This is a genomic window from Thermoactinomyces mirandus, assembly GCF_013868055.1.
Lineage (GTDB): Bacteria > Bacillota > Bacilli > Thermoactinomycetales > Thermoactinomycetaceae > Thermoactinomyces > Thermoactinomyces mirandus.
The window spans coordinates 1-20,677 of the sequence record NZ_JACEOL010000035.1; the positions used below are offsets into that span (position 1 = coordinate 1).

The 20,677-nt window shown below is 45.9% G+C and carries 17 protein-coding genes and 1 riboswitch; of the genes, 10 read left to right on the forward strand and 7 right to left on the reverse strand.

The annotated features are described in order from the left end of the window. From H2C83_RS17390 to H2C83_RS11080, 5 genes are all read right to left on the reverse strand, one after another. A partial coding sequence (locus tag H2C83_RS17390) for a hypothetical protein (RefSeq protein WP_220184117.1) occupies positions 1 to 211 on the reverse strand: 211 nt, incomplete at its 3' end. Between the two features lie 14 nt (positions 212 to 225). Next, complete coding sequence (locus H2C83_RS11065; protein WP_181740701.1) at positions 226 to 1,536, reverse strand: DRTGG domain-containing protein; 1,311 nt, start codon at positions 1,534 to 1,536, stop codon at positions 226 to 228. Between the two features lie 145 nt (positions 1,537 to 1,681). After that, positions 1,682 to 1,948: a hypothetical protein gene (locus H2C83_RS11070; protein ID WP_181740703.1), complete on the reverse strand. Its 267-nt coding sequence runs from the start codon at positions 1,946 to 1,948 to the stop codon at positions 1,682 to 1,684. Between the two features lie 195 nt (positions 1,949 to 2,143). Then, positions 2,144 to 2,833, reverse strand: a complete 690-nt coding sequence (locus H2C83_RS11075; RefSeq protein ID WP_181740772.1) for a metal-dependent hydrolase — start codon at positions 2,831 to 2,833, stop codon at positions 2,144 to 2,146. Beyond that, a complete protein-coding gene (locus tag H2C83_RS11080) occupies positions 2,833 to 3,195 on the reverse strand; it encodes a YlbF/YmcA family competence regulator (RefSeq protein WP_181740705.1) in 363 nt (120 codons plus the stop codon). The genes H2C83_RS11075 and H2C83_RS11080 overlap by 1 nt, the downstream gene beginning before the upstream one ends. Positions 3,196 to 3,337: 142 nt before the next feature. Here H2C83_RS11080 and H2C83_RS11085 point away from each other — a divergent pair, with 142 nt between their 5' ends. From H2C83_RS11085 to H2C83_RS11105, 5 genes are read left to right on the forward strand one after another with little or no spacing between them, the layout of a single operon-like run. Continuing rightward, positions 3,338 to 4,765: a YheC/YheD family endospore coat-associated protein gene (locus tag H2C83_RS11085; protein WP_181740708.1), complete on the forward strand. Its 1,428-nt coding sequence runs from the start codon at positions 3,338 to 3,340 to the stop codon at positions 4,763 to 4,765. After that, positions 4,762 to 5,865: a YheC/YheD family endospore coat-associated protein gene (locus tag H2C83_RS11090; RefSeq protein ID WP_181740710.1), complete on the forward strand. Its 1,104-nt coding sequence runs from the start codon at positions 4,762 to 4,764 to the stop codon at positions 5,863 to 5,865. Before H2C83_RS11085 ends, H2C83_RS11090 begins: the two co-directional genes overlap by 4 nt. Before the next feature lie 10 nt (positions 5,866 to 5,875). Next, a complete protein-coding gene (locus H2C83_RS11095; RefSeq protein WP_181740712.1) occupies positions 5,876 to 7,243 on the forward strand; it encodes a YheC/YheD family endospore coat-associated protein in 1,368 nt (455 codons plus the stop codon). A gap of 15 nt (positions 7,244 to 7,258) precedes the next feature. Then, the gene (locus H2C83_RS11100; RefSeq protein WP_181740714.1) at positions 7,259 to 8,578 is read left to right on the forward strand and encodes a YheC/YheD family endospore coat-associated protein; all 1,320 of its coding nucleotides are present in this window, start codon (positions 7,259 to 7,261) and stop codon (positions 8,576 to 8,578) included. Then, positions 8,575 to 9,084: a GNAT family N-acetyltransferase gene (locus H2C83_RS11105; protein WP_181740716.1), complete on the forward strand. Its 510-nt coding sequence runs from the start codon at positions 8,575 to 8,577 to the stop codon at positions 9,082 to 9,084. The genes H2C83_RS11100 and H2C83_RS11105 overlap by 4 nt, the downstream gene beginning before the upstream one ends. Before the next feature lie 94 nt (positions 9,085 to 9,178). Here the strand turns inward: H2C83_RS11105 and H2C83_RS11110 are convergent, their stop codons facing one another. Beyond that, entirely contained in the window at positions 9,179 to 9,901 is a 723-nt protein-coding gene (locus H2C83_RS11110; protein WP_246333867.1) for a C40 family peptidase, read from the reverse strand. Positions 9,902 to 10,092: 191 nt separating this feature from the next. Between H2C83_RS11110 and H2C83_RS11115 the strand changes: the two genes are divergently transcribed. Further along, entirely contained in the window at positions 10,093 to 12,972 is a 2,880-nt protein-coding gene (locus H2C83_RS11115; protein WP_181740720.1) for a WIAG-tail domain, read from the forward strand. Positions 12,973 to 13,017: 45 nt separating this feature from the next. Here the strand turns inward: H2C83_RS11115 and H2C83_RS11120 are convergent, their stop codons facing one another. Continuing rightward, positions 13,018 to 14,433 carry a SpoVR family protein gene (locus tag H2C83_RS11120; RefSeq protein WP_181740722.1) on the reverse strand — a complete coding sequence of 472 codons (1,416 nt, stop codon included), beginning with the start codon at positions 14,431 to 14,433 and terminating at the stop codon, positions 13,018 to 13,020. A gap of 266 nt (positions 14,434 to 14,699) precedes the next feature. Next, positions 14,700 to 14,868: riboswitch (M-box (ykoK) riboswitch) on the forward strand. Between the two features lie 86 nt (positions 14,869 to 14,954). Here H2C83_RS11120 and mgtE point away from each other — a divergent pair. The 4 genes from mgtE to H2C83_RS11140 all read left to right on the forward strand — a co-directional run bounded on the left by mgtE (position 14,955) and on the right by H2C83_RS11140 (position 20,657). Beyond that, positions 14,955 to 16,304, forward strand: coding sequence for a magnesium transporter (gene mgtE, locus H2C83_RS11125; protein ID WP_181740724.1), 1,350 nt, complete (start codon positions 14,955 to 14,957; stop codon positions 16,302 to 16,304). Positions 16,305 to 16,790: 486 nt separating this feature from the next. After that, positions 16,791 to 18,350, forward strand: a complete 1,560-nt coding sequence (locus H2C83_RS11130) for a spore germination protein (protein ID WP_246333868.1) — start codon at positions 16,791 to 16,793, stop codon at positions 18,348 to 18,350. Between the two features lie 6 nt (positions 18,351 to 18,356). After that, positions 18,357 to 19,463: a GerAB/ArcD/ProY family transporter gene (locus H2C83_RS11135; protein WP_181740728.1), complete on the forward strand. Its 1,107-nt coding sequence runs from the start codon at positions 18,357 to 18,359 to the stop codon at positions 19,461 to 19,463. An 18-nt stretch (positions 19,464 to 19,481) separates the two neighbouring features. Next, positions 19,482 to 20,657, forward strand: a complete 1,176-nt coding sequence (locus H2C83_RS11140) for a Ger(x)C family spore germination protein (protein ID WP_181740730.1) — start codon at positions 19,482 to 19,484, stop codon at positions 20,655 to 20,657. Positions 20,658 to 20,677: the final 20 nt, after the last annotated feature.

The following is a 20,677-nucleotide window of genomic DNA, read 5'->3' on the forward strand; positions in this document are numbered from 1 at the left end:
AAGAAAAGTCAATCGTTTCATTAATTTTTCTTAACAGATGATCTTGAGGGACAAGGTCCTCTATGTTGACGATTTCTTGTTGAAATTCTCTGGATGTGTTCGTTCTGAACATAGTAAAACCTTCCTTCGGGATGCTTTTATATTTTAATTCAACAAAAAAGGCTGTTGACCTTCTTTTGTCAACAGCCTCAGAAACATGGTTTGATTCCATGTCTCCCGTTTTTTCTATCGATCAATCCGGTGCGCGGTAATCAGGGCCTTGGCCACAACCTGGTTGTCTGAGGTCATCTCCACTTCCATTCTGGCTTGTTTTCGTCCCAGATCCAGGATCTCGGAATAGACTTCCACTTCACTCTCAATGGGAACAGGTTTCAGGAAATAAAGCGTTAAATTGTGAATCGCCAGATCTCCGCGCCGCTTTCGGCGAAGTGTCCGGATTGCCGCCTGGGTAAATATCGTCGTGCAAACCCCGGTACACAGCGTTCCCAAACTGTCAGTCATTTGCGGAGTCACACGCCCGAAAAATCCGGTTTTCCCATTTTTTTCATATTCAGTAAAGCCGCGGAAACTCAGTTCCTGGATCGTTTCTCCAACTTGCGGTTGTTTTTGCATGTACTGGAGAGATTTGATTACATCCTGGCGGCTCAGCACTCCAAGCAATTTCTGTCCTTCATCGACCACCGGCAGCAGTTCAATCCCTTCCCAGACCATTTCATGGGCCGCCGAAGCCAACGAAGTTTTCAACTGGACCGTAATCGGATTTTTCGTCATCACTTTTTGCACTTTTTCGTCCTGTGAATAACCCATTACGTCTTTGGCCGTAACAATTCCTACCACCCGTCCCTGTTCATCGGTCACAGGATAGCGGCTATGGGAGGTTTCCAGCAACAATTCATGAAAACGGGAAATAGTATCTCCCACTCGCAAATGATACGGAAGCTTGTCTTTATTAAGAACATCTTCCACCATCAGGATTTCCTTTTTGATGAGCCGGTCGTAAATGGCGCGATTGATCATCGTTGCCACGGTAAAGGTATCATAACTGCTGGAAATAACAGGCAATTCCAGTTTGTCGGCCAACTCTTTCACTTCACTTGTAGCATCAAACCCGCCTGTGATGAGTATACCGGAACCTCTGTTGAGCGAAAGCAGATGTGCTTTGTCCCGATTCCCCACAATAAGCAGATTTCCCGGTTCAACATAACGGATCATGGCATCCAGTTTCATTGCCCCGATCACCAGACGGTTCAGCGTTTTATACAATCCGGCCCGGCCTCCCAGGACTGTCCCGTCCACAATGTTTACAACTTCTGCAAAAGTTAACTTTTCAATATCAGAACGATGCTTTTTTTCAATACGTACGGTACCCACGCGCTCAATGGTATTGACCAGGCCCTGTTTCTCCGCTTCCTTAATCGCTCTGTAAGCGGTTCCATCGCTGACCTGCAACTCTTTGGCAATCTGACGAACCGAAATTTTATGCCCGACATCCAAATTTTCAATGTACTGAAGAATCTGTTCGTGTTTAGTTGGCACGAAACTTCCCTTCCTTCTCCCGATATCTGTGTCTGTTCTGTTATAAATATTATATTATAAAATAAGACACAGAAAAAAAGAGCTTTTCATGAAAAGCTCCTTCAAGCCGAAATGAAAACAGCCTCATCCGTCAGAAAGTAACAGATCAGGCTTTCTGCCATTGTTTCTTCCGATGTTTCACAACTTCATTCATCTTCACCATCCGAAAGCGTTGTTGCATGGCTTTTTTCCGCTGGACAAGAAACATCATTTTCATCTGGCGCATGTTTGCAACCAGATGCAGAACAATCCCCGCCAACCACAACAAAGAAAACAGGGTTTCTTTCCCCCCGTCAAAATAGGGAAGCCGGGGTGCAGCAACCAAAAAGAGAGAGATACAGCACAGCAAAACCAGACTTTGTTTGCTTCCCAACTTACACCACTCCCGAAAAAATATTTATCAATTCTTATTCTTCATTTCTCTCAAGTATCACTTCCCGGGTCAAAATGAACACAAAAAAAAGAGACGGCTTTCATAACCATCTCTACCAAAGGGGGTTTTCATCCTTCATTTATTTTAGATGATAAATATTACAAACCGATTACAATGAATTAACAAATTGATATCTTACAAGTCAGTACTTTCCCCTATATCCAGGATATACCCTTTAATTCCTTTTTCTGACAGGCGCTTCACAAAATCGCGGGCATCCTGTTCAATGAGCGGGAATGTATTGTAATGCATCGGAATCACCTGTCTGGCCCTGATCCATTCTGCAGCGATCAGGGCGTCATCCGGTCCCATTGTAAAGTTATCGCCGATTGGCAACAGGGCCAGATCAATTTCTTTTTCATTCCCGATTTGTTTCATATCCGAAAACAGCCCCGTATCACCTGCATGATAAATTGTTTTTCCCTCGACCGTCAAAACAAATCCGGTGGCCGGACCCAAATAAATGATCTGTTTGTCTCCATCATTGGTAAATCCGGAACCGTGCAGGGCATTGACCAGTTTCACGTGTCCAAATTCAAAATAACAGCCTCCGCCAACAGCCATGCCGTGGGTTTTTAACCCTTGCCAGCCTAACCAGACTGACAGTTCATGGGGCGCAATAACTGTTGCATCATTTCGTTTCGCGATCTCTACTGTATCTCCCACGTGGTCATTGTGGCCGTGCGTGAGGATGATCCAGTCCGCTTTCAATTCCTCAGGCCGGACCCGGCTCAAAGGATTTCCAGTCAGAAAAGGATCGATCAACAAATGATACCCGCCGGTTTCAATTGCAAAGCAAGAATGCCCATGATATGTAATTTTCATCATGACTCCTCCTTTTTCAGGAATGATCCCAATATTTGCTTGACCGGTTCAAAAATGATGTGATCCAGATCCATGAGCATCACCCTGAGCCGCTCTTCCGCAGCAAGGTATTCCGTTATTGCCGGAACTCCCTGGATCGCCGTCATTAACGTTTTCATTTCTTCTTTCTGCTCGTCTGTTGGTTCCTTTCCCTGCAAATAGAGCGTTTCCATCTCCATTCTTTTCCGGGCAAAAGTTTGCAGCATTTCTTTATATTTGGGATTTTCGTCCAGCCTGTCCTGCGCTTTTTTTACATCACGACAGACAGAAGATGCCTGCAGACTGCGCGCCAGTTCATGCGCCAGATCATATGGATTCTCCATCTCAAATCCCTCCCTTTTTTCATCCTACCATTTTCTTTTTATTTTTCCATACCTCCTTTTCCCGTCCAAGCCTGATTTTTTCACCACGCCCTTTTCCCCAACATACCATAAATTAGTATTTTACAGGCGGAAGGGGATTGTCATGGGGCTGGCAAAAGTCCAAATTCAAATCGTACCACTACAACAGTTTCCTCACCACTATGATCTGGTGATGAGTCAGGCTTTGGCCAAAAAACTGGAAATCCGGACCCCCTTGATCTGGATTGCGTTTGGTTCATCCGTTGCCAAAGGTCGTGTAGCTTTCGGCCAAATGAATAGTAAACTAATCCGAATCAGCTCTCATCTTGCCGAACAATTGAAAATGAACCAGCAGCCATTGATTCGAGCCCACTTTGACACACATTCTCTCCGCTTGCGATTCGGCCCGATTTTAGGCATTTTAATCAATACCCACCCTCAGGAGCAGCATGCCCAACCATTTGGACAGATGACCAGATTTCTTGATGAATGTACTGCCGCCGGACAGTCCAGGGGAATCCGCATAGCCGTATTTGTGCCGGAACACCTGGATTTGAACCAAAATGAGACAACTGCCTGGATCAAACAGAAAAGAAAGTGGTGCAGGTTCACATATCCGCTTCCGGATGTCATTTATAACCGCATTACTTCCAGACGGGTTGAGCAGCAAGAAACCCTGCAAAGAAAACTTTCCCTGATAAAAAATCATTTTAGAATCCCTTTGTTTAACGAACGGTTTTTAGATAAATACCAGGTGTACCAAATCCTGGCAACAAATGAACGGATCAGCCACAAATTGCCCGAAACGTTCCTGTTCCGTGACAAAAGATCTCTCTCTCTTTTCAAACGATATCCGACCGTATATCTGAAACCTAACAATGGCAGTCTGGGGAGCGGGATCATTAAGATGACGAGAACCAGGGAAGGCTGGATTTATCAGGCATCGACATCGATCGGCACCATCCGGCGCACCCTGGGATCAAATTACAAGATGATCCAATTCCTCCAGCAGAAGATCGGGAAAAAACCGTATATCGCCCAGCAAGGCCTGAAACTGATGAAATTTGAGAATCGCCCCGTCGACTTCCGCATTTTGGTACAGAAAAGAAAGGAAGGAGTTTGGAAAATCACGTCTGCAGTTGCCCGGATCGCCAACAGCCAGCATATTGTTTCCAATCTGGCCCGTGGAGGAACGGTTCGCAAAGCAGGTGATGTACTGAGGGAATTGCCTTATCCGTACAAACCGTCACTTGCCAAACTGCGAATGACCGCTTTGGATATCGCAAAGTCTTTTGAACAGTCAGCGGATGGCCATTTTGCGGAACTCGGCATCGATCTGGCGATTGATACCAGCGGAAAAATATGGCTTATCGAAATCAATTCAAAACCTTCCAAGACGGATGATACGGTGATTAATCCAACCAGTCATTTCCGCCCGTCGGTTTTGCACCTGATTGAATATGTCCTGCATCTCACAAATAAAGGAAACAGTTTTCCTCCTCCCGCGCCTTCCACCATTTCCTGGATCAAGAGGAGGCGGATTCAAAGATGACAGAAAATAATAAAATAAATACTCTTGGAATCATGGTCTGTTATGAAAATGTGAAAAGGTCTCCTCCGTTTGGCGAAGCCGGTTTTTTTGCACAGCTTGCAATCGAAGGAAGAAAATGGGGATTAGAAGTTTGTGTATTTAATCCGGCCAAAGTGAATTGGAAAACAAGAACGGTCCCGGCATGGCAATGCAGGCAGAATTTCTGGGAAAAAGCAACCGTGCCCGTGCCGGTGCTGGTCTATGACCGTTGCTATTATATCAACGGCAATCATTACCTGAAGTATAAACCCTATGTGTCAAAAATCATCAATGACCCACGGATCCGATTGCTGGGCAGGGCTCTGGGTGGAAAATACCAGACGTACCTGATCCTGAATGAACATCCTGAAATCCGGTCCTATCTGCCCGAAACGAAGCGGCTTGTTCACGCACAGGATATTTGGCCTTTTCTTCGCAAATACACAAATATACTGATCAAACCAAACGGAGGAAGCCATGGAAGAGGTGTTATTGCCATAACCCGGACGCCATCACATTTTCTGTTAAAAGGCCGCACGCGACTGAATGAACCCTTCTCCTTGAGGATTCACTCACCAGTTGAATTGATGCGATGGATTGAACAAACCATCAGACACACGCGCTATATCATGCAGCCGCTCCTGTCATTATTCACGCCGGATCACAGACCTTTTGATGTTCGGATCCTGGTACAGAAAAACTACCGGAAAGAATGGGAAACAACCGGACTTGCGATTCGCGTCGGCAAGCCAAACTCTGTCACTTCCAATTTGCACGGGGGAGGGCAGGCGGTATCATTCAAGAATTTTCTTCACCAACATTATCCCTTCTCTGAAGCAGAAAAAATCACCTCGATTATTCGGTTCCTGAGTGAAACGGTTCCCCCGTTTATTGAACAAAATCACGGTCCCCTGGTAGAACTCGGACTGGATCTGGGCATTGACCAGCAGGGGCATGTCTGGATTCTTGAAGTCAATTCAAAGCCCGGGCGATCCATTTTCCTGAAAACGGGAGAACTGGAAGTACGTCGGCGCGCAGTCCAGTTTCCCATTCAATATGCTTACGCTTTATTGAACAGCTAGGAGGGTCAGTATGAATTCAATCCTTTGTCAAATACGGATTCACTCCAAAACTCCGGCCAAAGCAATCGTGATCAGTCAAACACTGTGGAAGCATTGGGGGTGCAAAAACGGACAGTCCATTAAAGTGCAACTTGGCAATAAAACGGTGATTGCCCGTATTTTGACTGCCAGCGTGACCGGACACAAAATTTTTCTTTCATCGGATGTGGCCAAACAGCTTTCTTTTCCATATCCGGGAACAATTCGCGCTCTTTATTCCGACAAGACCTTGAAATTCGGTCCGGTGATCGGCATTCTGACTACCGGATTCTGTGGTAATCAGGACCAGCCATTCGGCAGGCGTTCACAACTGTTCCGCAGCTTCATCCAGGCAGGTGCTCACGAAAAACCCCTTTTCTATGTATTTACTCCGGAAATGGTAAATTGGAACAACCAGACGGTATGGGGATGGTATTTTATTCAAAACCGGTGGCAGCGATTCCAGTCTCCGTTCCCTGACGTCATTTATGAACGGGTGCCCAACCGCCGGGCAGAGTCTCTTGCCCAGGTGCAATCTTGCCTAAGGCGCTTTAAACAAACGACCAATTGCAAAGTATTTAATCAGGGATTCTTTAACAAATGGTCCATTCATAAAATGCTGAGCACCCACCCGTTGACATCAACGTTTATGCCGGAAACCTTTTTGCCTCCCACTTTGCAGGTGCTCAAATCCATGCTGGACGAATACCAGATGGTTTATCTCAAGCCCAGTGGAGGCAGCCTGGGGCTCGGCATCTTCCGAATCACCCACCATCCGGGGAAAGGATACTATTGCCGGTTCCATCAGGGAAACAGGAATGTTCTCCATTTGTTCCGGTCATTGGAAGCGTTGATCCAACATTATTTCGGAAGTATCGACTCTCCCCGGTTCAAAAAGTATCTTGTCCAGCAAGGAATCCGATTGATCCGGCATAACAATCGCCCTGTTGATTTTCGCGTCCATATGCATAAAGATGCCGGGGGCAACTGGAATGTTGTGGCGATCGGTTCGAAAGCGGCGGGATTTGGCAGTATCACAACCCACGTAAGAACCGGGGGATCTGTCATCAGCACCGATCAGCTGCTTGGTAAAACGTTCCGCCACCACGCTTTTGAAGTGAAAAAAATGATCGTGCGTTCTGCGATTCTGATCGCTCGAACTCTGGAAGAAAAAATTGACGGGCCTCTGGGAGAATTGGGACTGGATATGGGCGTGGACCGTAATGGCCGCGTCTGGCTCTTTGAAGTGAATGCAAAACCGGGAAGACACATTTTCCTGCACCCGAGTCTGCGCGAAGCCGGACGCAGATCTGCCAAATATATAACTGATTATTGTTTGAATTTGACCAATTTCATTTAAAAGGGGGGCGAATCCTTGAATATACCCAAAACTGGCTGGTTATCGATCGGGCCCAAAAGACAGCCCCTGGAATTTGTTCCGCTGAAACGTTATCAACGAAATTTTTTTCCTGGCATGGTCCCTGCGATTATCGGCCATAACACGCGGGCCAAAATCAGATTCAACCCTTCCGTAAAATACGACAAGGCTTTATACGCTCCTGCCCGCATTAAACACTTATCCCGAAAAACTTACAAAGTGGGACCTTTTATTGCCATCCTGACATCCGACAACAAAAAACCGTTTGGGGGAAACCAGCAAAATTTTGCGGATTTGATCCGGACTGGGCGAAGCATGGGCGTCACCGTGTATGTACTCACCCCACAGGGAATGGACAACGGGACAACCGTCACCGGATATTTACTGGATCATCATTCGCCCCGATTGAGGTGGCGCACAGCCAAGCTCCCGTTTCCCAATGTGGTATACAATCGCGTTCCCAATCGAATGGTTGAAAAATCTCCCGAAGTCCAGCAGGCCATCAGACGAATTCAACAAACTCCCGGCGTTTATTTGTTTAATCCCGGCTTTTTTGATAAATGGACCTTGTTCAGACAGCTTTCCCAGTCTCCATCACTGAGCGGTTTCTTGCCGGAAACCGTAAAACTTCACAGCCCGATGCAACTGGCGCAGATGATCTCCAGACATCCGGTCCTTTATCTCAAACCAATCGAGGGAAAAGCGGGAATCCGGATAATGCGGCTGGTGAAACAGAGGAAAAACTATGAACTGTCCTTCCAGACCAAGTCCCGGAAAAGGCGTTTTCAGATCCGGACACTGAAAGAAGTCTGGCTGCTGTTCAACCGGCTGAAACTGAAAAGCGACTATATTTTGCAGCAGGGAATCCCCTTGGCCAAATATCACGGCAATCCCTTTGATATTCGGATCCTTTTGCAAAAAAACATCCACGGGCAATGGAAATTGACCGGTATGGGAATCCGCATTGCCGGGTCAGAAGCAATCTCCACCCATGTACCCATGGGCGGGCGGATTGAAAAGTTTGATACCGTTCTTGACAAGGTTTTTGGAAAAGAAAAGAACCGGATCAAGAAAAAAATAGAAAATATAGGAATTGGCACCGCGCAATTCATTGAAGCCCAGCAGCAATCCCTGCTTGGCGAAATGTCAATGGATCTGGGAATTGAATCAGATGGAACCCTCTGGATTTTTGAAGCCAATTCCAAACCGATGAAGTTTGATGAACCGGAAATTCGCAAACGTTCCTTGCAGCGCATCATTGAATATTCTCTCTATTTGAGCGGGTTTTCACACCAGTCGGAGGGGACGGCAACATGAAAATCCATCCATTTCCGCCACAGGCACTCCATCGCATCAAAAAACCGATCCTCCGCTTTATGAAATGTTATGGTGACGGAAGAATCACCTATCGGGCGATGAGATGGTTCAACCAGCAAACGGCTGAAAATTTCAAGGAAAACTCTTATATCGCCGCTGCCTATGATGGCAAAAAAGTAGCCGGCATCATCGTATTTGGAAACTATGGCATTGAAGAATCCTTTATTGCCGTTCATCCCGATTACCGGCAAAAAGGGGTTGGAGAAAAGTTACTGAAGCAGGCCATGGCTTCGCTGGGAAAAGTATATGCCCGCGTCGCCCTGGATAACATTGCCAGTCTGAAACTTTGCTTTACTTGCGGGCTGGTGGCCTTTTTCCTTTCCAAAGGGCCAACCGGCAAGCCCACTTTCTGGTTGGGAGGCGGAAACTTCAATCCTGACGACGTACTTAAAAAGGGAACTTCTGCCACAAATGAAGCCCATTCACTGGAAATTGGACAAAGCTAGATATCACGGCAAAAATAAAGCGACTGCCCAGAATCATGCTGGACAGTCACTTTATATTTTGGAGCGGCAACGTATTTTCAATCCCAATTGTCGCTTACTGAATCACACGTTTAGCTTTTACAAAGCCTTCTTTTAACCAGCCATCGGACAGATCATCATACCGGACACCGCCTGGTCCCCAGGTATGCAAAATTTTGTTGTTTCCGGCATAAATGCCTACATGACCAATCCGTCCGGGGTTGCTGCGTAGTTCGAAGAACAACAAATCCCCTTTTTGAATTTCCGATTTGCTTACTGTTTGTCCTACCTGTGATTGTTGGCGGGAGTTGCGCGGCAAATCAATTCCATTTTCTTTATATACATGCTGAACAAAGGATGAACAATCAAACGTATTGGTTTGTCCGGATTTTGCTCCAAATTCATAGGGGGTTCCAAGGTATTTTTCACCGGTAGCAATAATTTTGTCTGCTAATGCTGCCTGTAGTTCATTTGATTGTTCCTGCTTTGTTTCTTTTGCAGTTGCGTCATTGTTTTCTGTATTTGTCTCATGATCAGAAGTTTCTGTTTGATTCAAAGATTTTCCAGATTGCGATGTTTGCGTATTTACTGGTTGGGCATTGGCAATTTTGCCTGCATCCCATTTCCAGCCAAACTGACTGAAGATTTGAGTGATAATTGATTGAACATTTTTCGTGTCAAGAGTTGCCGCATGGGTAATCCCTGCTGGAAAGCCCACAGAAATAACGAGAGATGCTACGACAGTAATTCCCCATTTTTTCAATTTCTTACTGTTTGGCATCATATCCTCCTCTTCCATTTTTGCCACTCCATAAGCTAGACACATGTTAACACAGATTTTTTTTGTTTTAATAGGCAATAAATGGTTATCGCTGAAAACCCTATCAAATAAAAGTATCCCATTTTTTTACATTGACAGGTTTCCACTTTTCCGCCTCATGCATATACCTGTAAGAGAGCGCAAAATGTTGACAGAAAGGGGTTCGACCGTTGAAAAGGAAAAAGTCCTATCCGGCCAGAAAAAGAGAAAAACCTTCCCCCTATATGGATGAAAGGATTCTGGAGGAACTGATCAGGCTTGAACAGGCAGAAATCGAAAAAAAATGGGGTGGTAACGGTCAGGAAGAAAAACCCGGGGAATCAGCCGCACCGTCGAAAGAAAACAGAAGCAAACCTGCGCCAAACCGTGAACTTCGCCAGGCAACTTCCCCCATTTATACCAATGACATCGCAGACTCTGCGGTTACAGGCGAAAAAATCGCCAACCGGTCCATTAATGGAGACAAGATCAAACCGGAAAGCATTAATACAGACCATCTGGAACAGGCAGCCGTCACAGAGTCAAAACTGAAAAATGAAGCGGTGACATCCCAGAAAATTGCGAAACGGGCTATTCGGGACTTCCATCTGGATCATGATGCCATCGACCAGAAGCACATTAAAAAAGAGGCTATTGAGGCCAAACACATCAAGGATAATGAAATTCCCGGCAGCAAATTGCTGGATCACAGCATTACGGAAAGCAAGATCAGAAACCGGACCATCCAGGGGAAACATTTGGCAATCGGCCATATTCAGAATGAACATCTGGCCGACCAAGCCATCAGCGGGGAAAAATTGAAGAGCGGTTCCATCCGCACCATTCATCTGGAGAATGAAGTGGTCAACCAGGCAAAACTGGCAGATGAATCGGTTTCTGGAAACAAAATCCAGAACGATGCCATCACCAGTGAAAAAATTGCTCCCCAGTCGATCGATTCCAGACATATTCGCCCTGGAGCAATACAAAGTGCTCATCTTCAGGAACGCACCATCAGCCCGCAACATTTGAAAGAGCAGTCCATTCCGGGAGAAAAGCTGACTTTTGATTCCGTTACCAGCCAACATTTGCAAAAACAGTCCATCCTCCAGGAACATTTGAATCCAAATATCATCACTAATGAACATCTGGCTCCCGGTTCCGTCGGTAACCAACAGATCATGCCAAACAGCATTGGCTCCGAAAGCATTCAGGAACAGGCAATTCAGGCAAAACACCTGAATAAAAAAATCATCGGGGAGCAGCATTTACAGGAAAATTGCATCAATCAGCGCCATATCCAGGATGCGAGCATCAACGAGCAGCATCTTGCCAACCATTCCATTTCCGGTTCCAAGCTGATCGACCATTCCATTTCAACCTCCAAGCTGGCCCCCGAATCGGTATCTTCAGATAAAATCAATGATTATGCCATCACTTCCGACAAACTGGCCAATGGCTGTGTCACATCCGAAAAAATCGGACACCACACCATCAAGAAAGAACATCTGGATGAACAGATCATTCTGGGAAAACACATCGAACAGGAGCAAATCAAGGGTGGGCATATCGCCAATGAAACGATCAGTGGGGAAAAATTGACCAATGAAAGCATTCAGGGAAAACATATCACTTCCGAAGCTGTCCTTGGACACCATATCGCTCCATTTGCAGTTCAGTCCAATCATATCGTTGACGGAGCGATTACAAAAAACAAGCTGGATCATGCCGTGATCGAAAGACAGCATATTGCAGATCAGGCCATCGAGGCACACCATCTCAAAAGTGAGCAAATTCAGACCCGCCATCTGAAAGATCAGGCGATTACCAGTGAAAAAATTGCCAGTGATCAGGTTGAGTCCCGCCACCTTGCCGATGAGGCGGTCAAGGCGGAACACATTGCCCAAAAGCAAATCGGCCGACACCATCTCCAGGATCAGGCCATTTCAAGCGAACTGATCCAGGACGAGGCGATTCAGGCTCGCAAGCTGGCGCAAGGCGCCGTCCAGGCACCGCATATAGCAACGGATGCAATTGAGTCCCGTCATATCGGGGTACAGCAGATTGCAGGCGCACATATTGCCGAAAATGCCATCTCCGGCCAACATATCGCAGAAGAGGCGATTTCGGCAGACCATCTGCAAAACGATCTTGTCGGGTCGGATAAACTGGCTTCCCATTCGGTATTGCCGCGCCACATTGTCGACGATTCGGTCAGGTCGTGGCACATTGCCAAACGGCAAATCCAGGGAATTCATATGGAACACGACACCATTTCCAGTGAGCTGATCCAGGAAAATGCCGTCACATCCGACAAGATTGCCAATCAATCCGTGTTGCCGCGCCATATTGCGGATGATGGAATTTTATCCTGCCATATTGCCAAACGGCAAATTCAGGAAAACCATATTGAACCTGATACAATTTCTTCCGAACTGTTGCAGGATCATGCCGTTACCTCCGGGAAAATCGCCGATCATTCCATCGGACTGGAGAAACTGAATTTCCGTCCCGTTCTTGTGAGCGAACAGCCGGTGATCTGCTCGGGCCTGGCACAGTTTGAGCTGGATGAAAATCTTGACAAACAGATTTTTAAGATTTTGCTGGACCAACCGGTCAAATCACCTTATGCCGTTGTAGCTGTCACCAATCATCCAGCCTGTTTTGCAAGCCTGGCCCAAAACAGCAAAGAATATTTCCTGATTCAGATCAATCGACTACAACCTTCAGACGAACACATCCAGGGAATCATTCATTGGATGATTCAATCCGTCGATTCTGAAAATATCGCTTCGGCCATTCCGGCAACCGAACCGGCTGAAGAATCCGAAACTTCCGCGGATCAGGGCGCTGCTTCAATTCCTGCATTTCCCCTGATAAACACCAAGCATGCTGATCACACCCCGCTTCATGCAGACGAACCGGAAACTGTTGAGAACCGTGGTGAACATGAAGAAGAACACCAATTGATCATCGCTTCCACAAACATGCCTTTGCATAAAGAGAGCCGGGAGAATCATGAAGAGCCTGATTACGGGGATGAGCAGAAAAACAAAAATCCCGTTGATTAAAAAAAGGTCCGCTTCAGCATCTTTCCGGCGAAGCGGACCTTTTTTTCACAAAAACCGGCGGGTACATTTTTTCCCGTTGTAACAGAAAACGACTTTCCGCCCCTCAATCACCGTTTCCAGGTGAACGGAGCGCCCCCATAATGCGTAAACATGCGGAAGCGTTTTCTCCAGATATTTGATATCCAGTTCAATTCCTTCATAGCGGTGAACCAGATATAACTCCCCGTTTTGCAAATAGTCCCCGTCTTCGACCACAATCACGGGATGGCCGCCGTTAACCCGGCTCCTGACCAGTTCATCCCTGACCGATTCCCAATTCTTGTCGGTCACCTTCCATTCATTTCCCTGCCGCTGGAACACATACAAATCCAGCTCTTCCACCAGCTCTTTTGTCAGGTAATTGCGCAAAAATGAAATGTCAGAGTCCAGCTCCCTCACCTCAAAAATCTTTTGCCGGCCGTCACTCGCTGAAATGCCTTGTTCTTTTCTTTCTTTCTCCGCCCTCTTGTTCCATCTCCGTTCAATATCTTCAAATATTTTCAAACCAAGGTAATACGGGTTGATCGATGTTTTCGACGGCTGCAGGACAGATGCATTCAAACGGGCAAATTCAATCGTTTCTTCCTCATCCAGATCCAGTTCCCGCATAATCCGGATGTGCCAGTAAGAGGCCCAGCCCTCATTCATAATTTTGGTTTCCAGCTGCGGCCAGAAATATAACATTTCATTGCGTACGATGGTCAGGATATCCTGATGCCAGTCTTCCATGATCCGGCTGTTTTCCATCAGAAACATGAGCAGGTCTTTTTCAGGCTGTTCGGGAAAACGTTTCTTTTTGGGTACAGGAGGTTTTGGAGGATTTTTGAGGTGATCCAGTTCCCACAGGTCATCATAAGGAGTGGAACGTTTCGGTGAAGCCGGCGGCACTCTCGGTATCTGACGCCGTTTGCTGTTCTTCAGGTCGAGGAGGCTGGGATTGATATGCTCCTGAATTGCAAGCACATGATCCAGAAATTCTTCCACCGCTTCTTTTCCATATTTCATTTCATACTGGCGGATCCGTTCGGCGCTGGCAGCCATGGTTTCCACCATATCCCTCGAGGTGGCCGAGAAGCGGACATTGTTTTTGAAAAAATCGCAGTGCGCCAAAACATGGGCAACAATCAGCTTGTTTTGTGTCAAACTGTTTCCTTTCAGCAAAAAGGCATAACAGGGATTGGAGTTGATTACCAGTTCATAGATTTTGCTCAGGTTCAGATCGTACTGGAGTTTCATCTTATGAAAGGCTTTCCCGAAACTCCAATGGGAAAAGCGTGTTGGCATGCCGTATGCGCCAAAAGTATATATGATATCAGCCGGACAGATTTCATAACGCATGGGATAAAAGTCAAGGCCAAAACCTTTTGCAATCTCGGTAATCTCGGCAATCGCCCGTTCTAACTGTTTGTGGTTCCCGTTCATCCAGGCATCCCCTTTCCAAAAAGGAATTTACTTCTATAACAATCAGACCGGGACAGAACTGGCACGACTGCTTTCATCAAATCACACCTAATTTAATAAAATAAATATAAGTATATTATACTGAATTTTCTATAAAAATTCAATGGCTGCCATTCTATGGAAAGTTATTTCGTACACACTTTATTTAATTTCAACATAAAATGAATTGACAAGTCACAAAATCAAGCGTTATACTGACTACGATTCTGAAAACATATACCAATTGTCCTTATCTCTGTTAGGTGAGGCTCCTGTACGGAGACATGCTACTGCCCAAAAATGTCGAGAGACGCCAATGGGTCAGCAGGAAAGATCGGAACGAAGGTCTTTTCTAATGTAGCTGGTTTTTTTACAACCTATGCCGTTCAGTGCCAAAGCTCAATGAGGGAGATAAACAATTTGCTCATGGTCATGAGCTTATTTGCAATGTCTCCCCTCTAAAAACAGAGTGGATTTTTTATTTTTCAAAAGGGGGGAAAAGGATGAATCAAGCTGTACAAAAGGAGGAATTGCAAACCCTTATCTTCTCAAACAGGGAAACCAAAAGGTTAAATGAACTCCTGAACAAAATGCAACCCTATGATTTGTCTGAAATTTTGCGTGATATGGATGAAAGTGAGCAACTGGAACTGATCTCCAGCCTGTCTCTGGTAAATGCCGCGGAAATGCTTGAATATCTCGAACCGGAACTTCAATACCACCTCTTGAACCGGCTGGATCATTCGCTTGCTTCTCCGCTGTTGAAGCAAATGTCGAGTGACATGGTTGTCGACCTGTTACTTGCCATCCATCCGCTGCAGGCCAAGAAACTGCTTCAGCTTCTGCCCGAAGATTACCGGCAGAAAATCAATGATTTGATGAACTATCCCGAATATACCGCAGGCAGTCTGATGACGGTGGACTATGTTTCCGCACGCGCTTACTGGACCGGCGAACAGACAATCCGGCATATCCGGAAAGTCGGGTACGAAGCAGAGATTATCTCTTACATCTATGTGACAGACAAACGTGGAAAACTGTTCGGTGTAGTCTCGTTAAAGGAAATAATTCTGGCAGATCCGCAAACACAAATCGCGAACATCGCCAAAACGGACATTATTTCGGTTCCGGCCGAGATGGAACAGGAAGACGTGGCCTCGATCTTGTCCCGTTACGGTTTTTACGCCGTCCCCGTAGTTGACAGGCAGACCCGGCTGATTGGAATTATTACGTACGACGATCTGGTTGAGGTCATTCAGGATGAAGCGACAGAAGATATCCAGAAAATCGGGGGCAGCCAACCCCTGACAGAGCCATATTTTAAAACTTCGGTCTGGAGCCTGTACCGGAAACGGATTTTGTGGCTGCTTGTTCTGTTTATTGGAGGAGCCTATACGGCAACGGTACTGGAAAGTTACCAGAACACGCTGGACAAAGTCGTTGCCCTGTCATTTTTCATTCCCTTATTGATCGGAACTGGCGGAAATACCGGTTCACAGATCGTCACCACCCTGATCAGGGCCCTGGGGGTTGGGGAGGTAAAATTCCATGACCTGTTTCGCGTGATTCGGAAAGAATTGATCGCGGGTTTGCTGTTGGGTATTTCGCTCGGGCTGATCGGGTTCCTGCGGGCATATGTGATGGGAGTCAGCTTTGATATCGCATATGTGGTCGCGTTTGCCGCCATGTTTATCGTGCTGTGGTCATCACTGGTTGCGGCTGCATTGCCTCTCATTCTGGACCGTCTGCATGCAGACCCGGCCGTAGTTTCCGGTCCGCTGATCAGCACCCTTGTCGATGGTACCGGACTGATCATCTATATGACGATTGCCAAAATCATTTTAGGCCTTTAAATTCAAGATGAATCGAGGTTGATGTATCTTTGGGTACTGAACAGAGTACAGAGCACAAGGTGAAGGCAGGTGCCTTTGGGTTCATCCGAAACTGAACCATCAATCGGAAACCGAAAGTGTACCTGCCTTCTTCGCGAACATTATTTGTTGAATTTTCGTATATTTCTTCCCCCATCCTCTATATTCCTCTTTATGACTGACCTTCCGCTTTCCGCACATAAACGTTTTTTCTTTCCACACAAACCGGCACAAAGAGTGGAACGGGTCCGGACAATCCTGAAAAATCCCCCTGAACAATAAACATTTTTTGCATGAAATTTTAACTGATCATCCACACTATAAAAAGGTGATACCGATGTGGAATTTTGTATTGGAACATCTCCCGAATAAAGCTGAACTTGTCGGTACATTAGCAGCCTTCGTCGTCCCTTATGGCATGAGTAAGCTGTTTGTCTGGATTCGTTCATGAAAGGGGGTCGGCCAAACATGATCAAACGCCATCTTTATCGCAGGAAAAGGAAATCAAAAAATGAAGAAAAACAGGCTGCCGAAAACGGGATGATCGCCCGTGACCTGCAAACAAACCTGAAATACTTTAAAAGATTAAAAGAACATCATGCCGATCTGGTCATCCGAAAGTTTAAAATTGGCGGAACTGATAAGAATGCTTGTGTCGTTTATATGAACGAACTGGTGGATAAACAGGTTATCAACAACCATATTTTAAAAATGCTTATGGTAGACTGGCCTGAAGCTTATTCAACCGAAAACGCAGACTCCATTTCTCCTGCCGCCCTGTTTGACTTTACCCATGACCATATTCTGGCCGTGAACAATGTCAAAGAAGGCCAAAGCTATTCAGAACTTCTGCTAGCTGTATTAAGAGGATCTACAGTTTTAATGATCGATGGGATCAATACCGCATTGATACTGGATACCGTCAATAAAAAGAAGAAGGCATTGGGCGGTTCGTTTTCCGAAGTGGTTGTGCGCGGTTCCAATACCGCTTTTATCGATACGCTGGAAGACAATATGGCTTTGCTCCGCCAGAATCTGGTGAATCCGGATCTGACTTTTTTTGAATTAAACGTGGGAAGGCGCACCCAATGCCGGGTAATCATTGCCTACTTGAATGGACTGGCTAATCCCCGGCTGGTAGAAGAGGTCAAAAACCGGATCAGAAAAATCGATACCGACCAGATCCTGGATTCGGGCTACCTCGAACAATTTATTGAAGACAATCCGCTCTCCCCTTTCCCGCAACTTCAAAATACAGAACGGCCCGACCGCGTGATTGCCGCGTTAAACGAAGGGCGGGTTGCCATTCTGGTTGACGGAAGCCCGTATGTACTGATTGCTCCGGTCGCCTTCTGGATGTTTCTGCAATCTCCGGAGGATTACTATGAACGCTGGATTCCCGGTACGCTCATCCGCTGGCTGCGCTATCTGGCTGCCTTTATTTCACTCTTTCTGCCGTCCATCTATATTGCATTTACATCATTTCACTATGGCTTGATCCCGACCGAGCTGGCCATTTCTATCACAGCCACCCGCGAAGGAGTCCCTTTTCCGGCTTTCATTGAAGCACTGTTTATGGAGTTTGCGGTTGAAATATTGCGGGAGGCCGGACTTCGTCTTCCAAAGACGGTCGGCCAGACAGTGAGCATTGTCGGCGGGTTGGTCATCGGCGAATCCGCGGTACGGGCCGGGATCGCCAGCCCGATCATGGTCATTGTGGTTGCGATTACTGCCATTTGTTCATTTGCCATCCCCCAATACAGTGCCGGGATTTCGCTGAGGTATTTGCGTTTTGCCGTCATGTCATTTGCAGCGCTCATCGGATTATATGGCCTGGTTCTGTTTTTCCTGCTTATGACAATTCACCTGGTTCGTTTGGAAAGCTTTGGCTATCCTTATCTGGCACCAGCCGCTCCTGTTCGAGTGCAGGATCTGAAGGATCTTCTGTTCCGGGCCCCGTTATTCCGCATGAAGCGACGGCCACAACTGTTAAAACCGGAAGATCAGGTTCGACAAAGAGGGACGTGAGTTCAATTGATCCAAAGGCAAAAGAGACAACTCACCACAATCCAGACAGCCTTTTTCACCATATCGATTATTTTGGGAATGGGGGTGTTAACCCTGCCGCGAACCATTACAGAAGGGACACAGACACCCGACGGCTGGATTTCCGTCATTCTGGCCGGAATCATTTTTCTTGTATGGGGAAGACTTATCATCCTTTTAAACCGGTATTATCCGGATCTCACCTTTTTTCAATACATGCCGCTCATTCTGGGAAAATGGCTTGGCAACCTGGTCAATCTCATCTTTATCTTGTACATGATCCTTACGGCCAGTTACCAGTTACGGGGATTATCCGCAGTGACATTTCTCTATTTGCTTCCAACTACACCAGACATGGTGAAAATACTCATTTTCATCTTTGTTGCCATTTATTTGATAAACGGAGGAATTATTCCTATTGCCCGCATTTGTGAAATCTTGCTTCCAATTACTTTAATCGTCTTTGCCTTTGTACTGTTGCTCAGTTTCAGAGTATTTGACCCGCAACATATCCGTCCGGTTATGGGTTTGGGAATCGAACCGGTTTTGAAAGGAACACCGGGAGCGGTTCTCGCCATCACCGGATTTGAAATGATGTTGATTTTAAATGCCTATATGGAACAAAAAAAGCAGGCCTGGAAAGTCATGGTTGCCAGCATTGCAATTCCGTCGGTTTTTTACATTGTCATCTATGTCGCAACGATCGGGGGATTGGGAATGGACCAGGTCCTGACGCTCGCCTTTCCGACCCTTGAATTGCTTCGCTCTTATGAAATAACCGGCATCCTGTTTGAAAGATATGAATCTTTTATGCTGGCTGTCTGGATTATGCAGATTTTCACCACTTATGTCGGTGTCCATTATTTTGCCAGTCTGGGATTCTCCCAAATGACCGGGAAAAATATCCAATATTTCATCTATGGGCTTGCCCCGCTTCATTTCCTGATTTCGGCAATCCCGAATAACCTTAATGAGGTCTTTAAGCTGGGAGACATTTATTCCTGCATTGAACTATTTGTCGTTCTCGTTGCCGTACCTGCAGCTTTAGGGGTCGCCTGGCTTAAAAAGCGCTTGTCTTCATCCTGGAAAAAATAAGAACATTGGAGGGAAAGCATGCGATGGTTCCTGAAACGGAAACGTAACATTTTCATTATCTACCTGATTTTAAGCCTGGCATTGCTGACAGGTTGCTGGGATAACCGCGACATTGAAGAGGTATCGTTCAATCTTGGTATAGCCCTGGATCAGGCAGACGGTGACATAAAACTGGAAGGAGAGCCTCCTGTGATTACGGCAACCTTCCAGAATCTGGCCCCAAAGGTAACGATCAGCGGTCAGGCTGAAATAGATTTTGATAACATTTCCATTACCGGCAATACGATCAGCAAAATTTCCACCGAATTGGCTTTGCTAAATCCGGGGACTATAATTTCGCAACACCTGAAAACGATTGCCATTTCCGAGAATCTCGCGCGGCACATGAATCTTGAAAACCTGTTAAATGACTTCCAGCGTAATATTAACACCCGCATAAGCACCAATATACTGATCGCAAAAGGTAATGCAAAATCGGTGTTCGAGAAAAACCTGGGAGAAAAGGGAAACGCAATTCCCGCTCTTAAAATCCTTCGTATCATAGACAATGATGACTTCTCCTTGCGTTTATTAAAACCGGCTACTTTGGCGATCGTAGGAGACCGTCTGGCAAGTGAGCAAAGTTTTCTTCTTCCACGCGTTCAAAAAAAAGGAAATGAGATTGTTCTTGAAGATGCAGCGGTGATCAGCGGTAAAACAAAAAAAATGGTCGGCCTTATCAATTCTGAAGAAGTCAACGGTTTCAGATGGCTTGTCGGCAAGAAAGGGGGAGGCCGGTTAAACATATTCAACAGGAAAAACAACCTGATCTTTACAATCCAGATTTTTCATATGTCAAGTGAAATTATTCCTCACGTCCGCGGGAATCAAATTTCCTTCGATGTAAACGTATATGGTGAAGGCACCTTGATTGAAGACTGGATCGAAAATGCGGATGCTGCCGATAACCGGTTCCTTCAAAAACTTGAAAAAGAAGCTGAACAAAAAATTGTATATCAGATGCGATCCGTTTTATACAAACTGCAGAAACAATTCCGGGCTGATGTGGTTGGTTTTGGAGAAGCTCTCCGGATCAAGTATCCGCAAACATTTCAAAAGGTTAAACAAAACTGGGATGAAATGTTCGCCGACGTACCGATTGAGGTTCATGCGGACTTGAAAATCAGAAACTATGGTGTAAAAATAAAAAAATAACTGAAAAACCTCTTCCTTCA

Bases quoted from the DNA above. Each gene is read 5' to 3' on its own strand.
- H2C83_RS11105 (WP_181740716.1), top strand. From the start codon at position 8,575: ATGAAAATCCATCCATTTCCGCCACAGGCACTCCATCGCATCAAAAAA.
- H2C83_RS11110 (WP_246333867.1), bottom strand. From the start codon at position 9,901: ATGGAAGAGGAGGATATGATGCCAAACAGTAAGAAATTGAAAAAATGG.
- H2C83_RS11075 (WP_181740772.1), bottom strand. From the start codon at position 2,833: ATGAAAATTACATATCATGGGCATTCTTGCTTTGCAATTGAAACCGGC.
- H2C83_RS11085 (WP_181740708.1), top strand. From the start codon at position 3,338: ATGGGGCTGGCAAAAGTCCAAATTCAAATCGTACCACTACAACAGTTT.
- H2C83_RS11080 (WP_181740705.1), bottom strand. From the start codon at position 3,195: ATGGAGAATCCATATGATCTGGCGCATGAACTGGCGCGCAGTCTGCAG.
- H2C83_RS11120 (WP_181740722.1), bottom strand. From the start codon at position 14,433: ATGAACGGGAACCACAAACAGTTAGAACGGGCGATTGCCGAGATTACC.
- H2C83_RS11095 (WP_181740712.1), top strand. From the start codon at position 5,876: ATGAATTCAATCCTTTGTCAAATACGGATTCACTCCAAAACTCCGGCC.
- H2C83_RS11140 (WP_181740730.1), top strand. From the start codon at position 19,482: ATGCGATGGTTCCTGAAACGGAAACGTAACATTTTCATTATCTACCTG.
- H2C83_RS11090 (WP_181740710.1), top strand. From the start codon at position 4,762: ATGACAGAAAATAATAAAATAAATACTCTTGGAATCATGGTCTGTTAT.
- mgtE (WP_181740724.1), top strand. From the start codon at position 14,955: ATGAATCAAGCTGTACAAAAGGAGGAATTGCAAACCCTTATCTTCTCA.
- H2C83_RS11130 (WP_246333868.1), top strand. From the start codon at position 16,791: ATGATCAAACGCCATCTTTATCGCAGGAAAAGGAAATCAAAAAATGAA.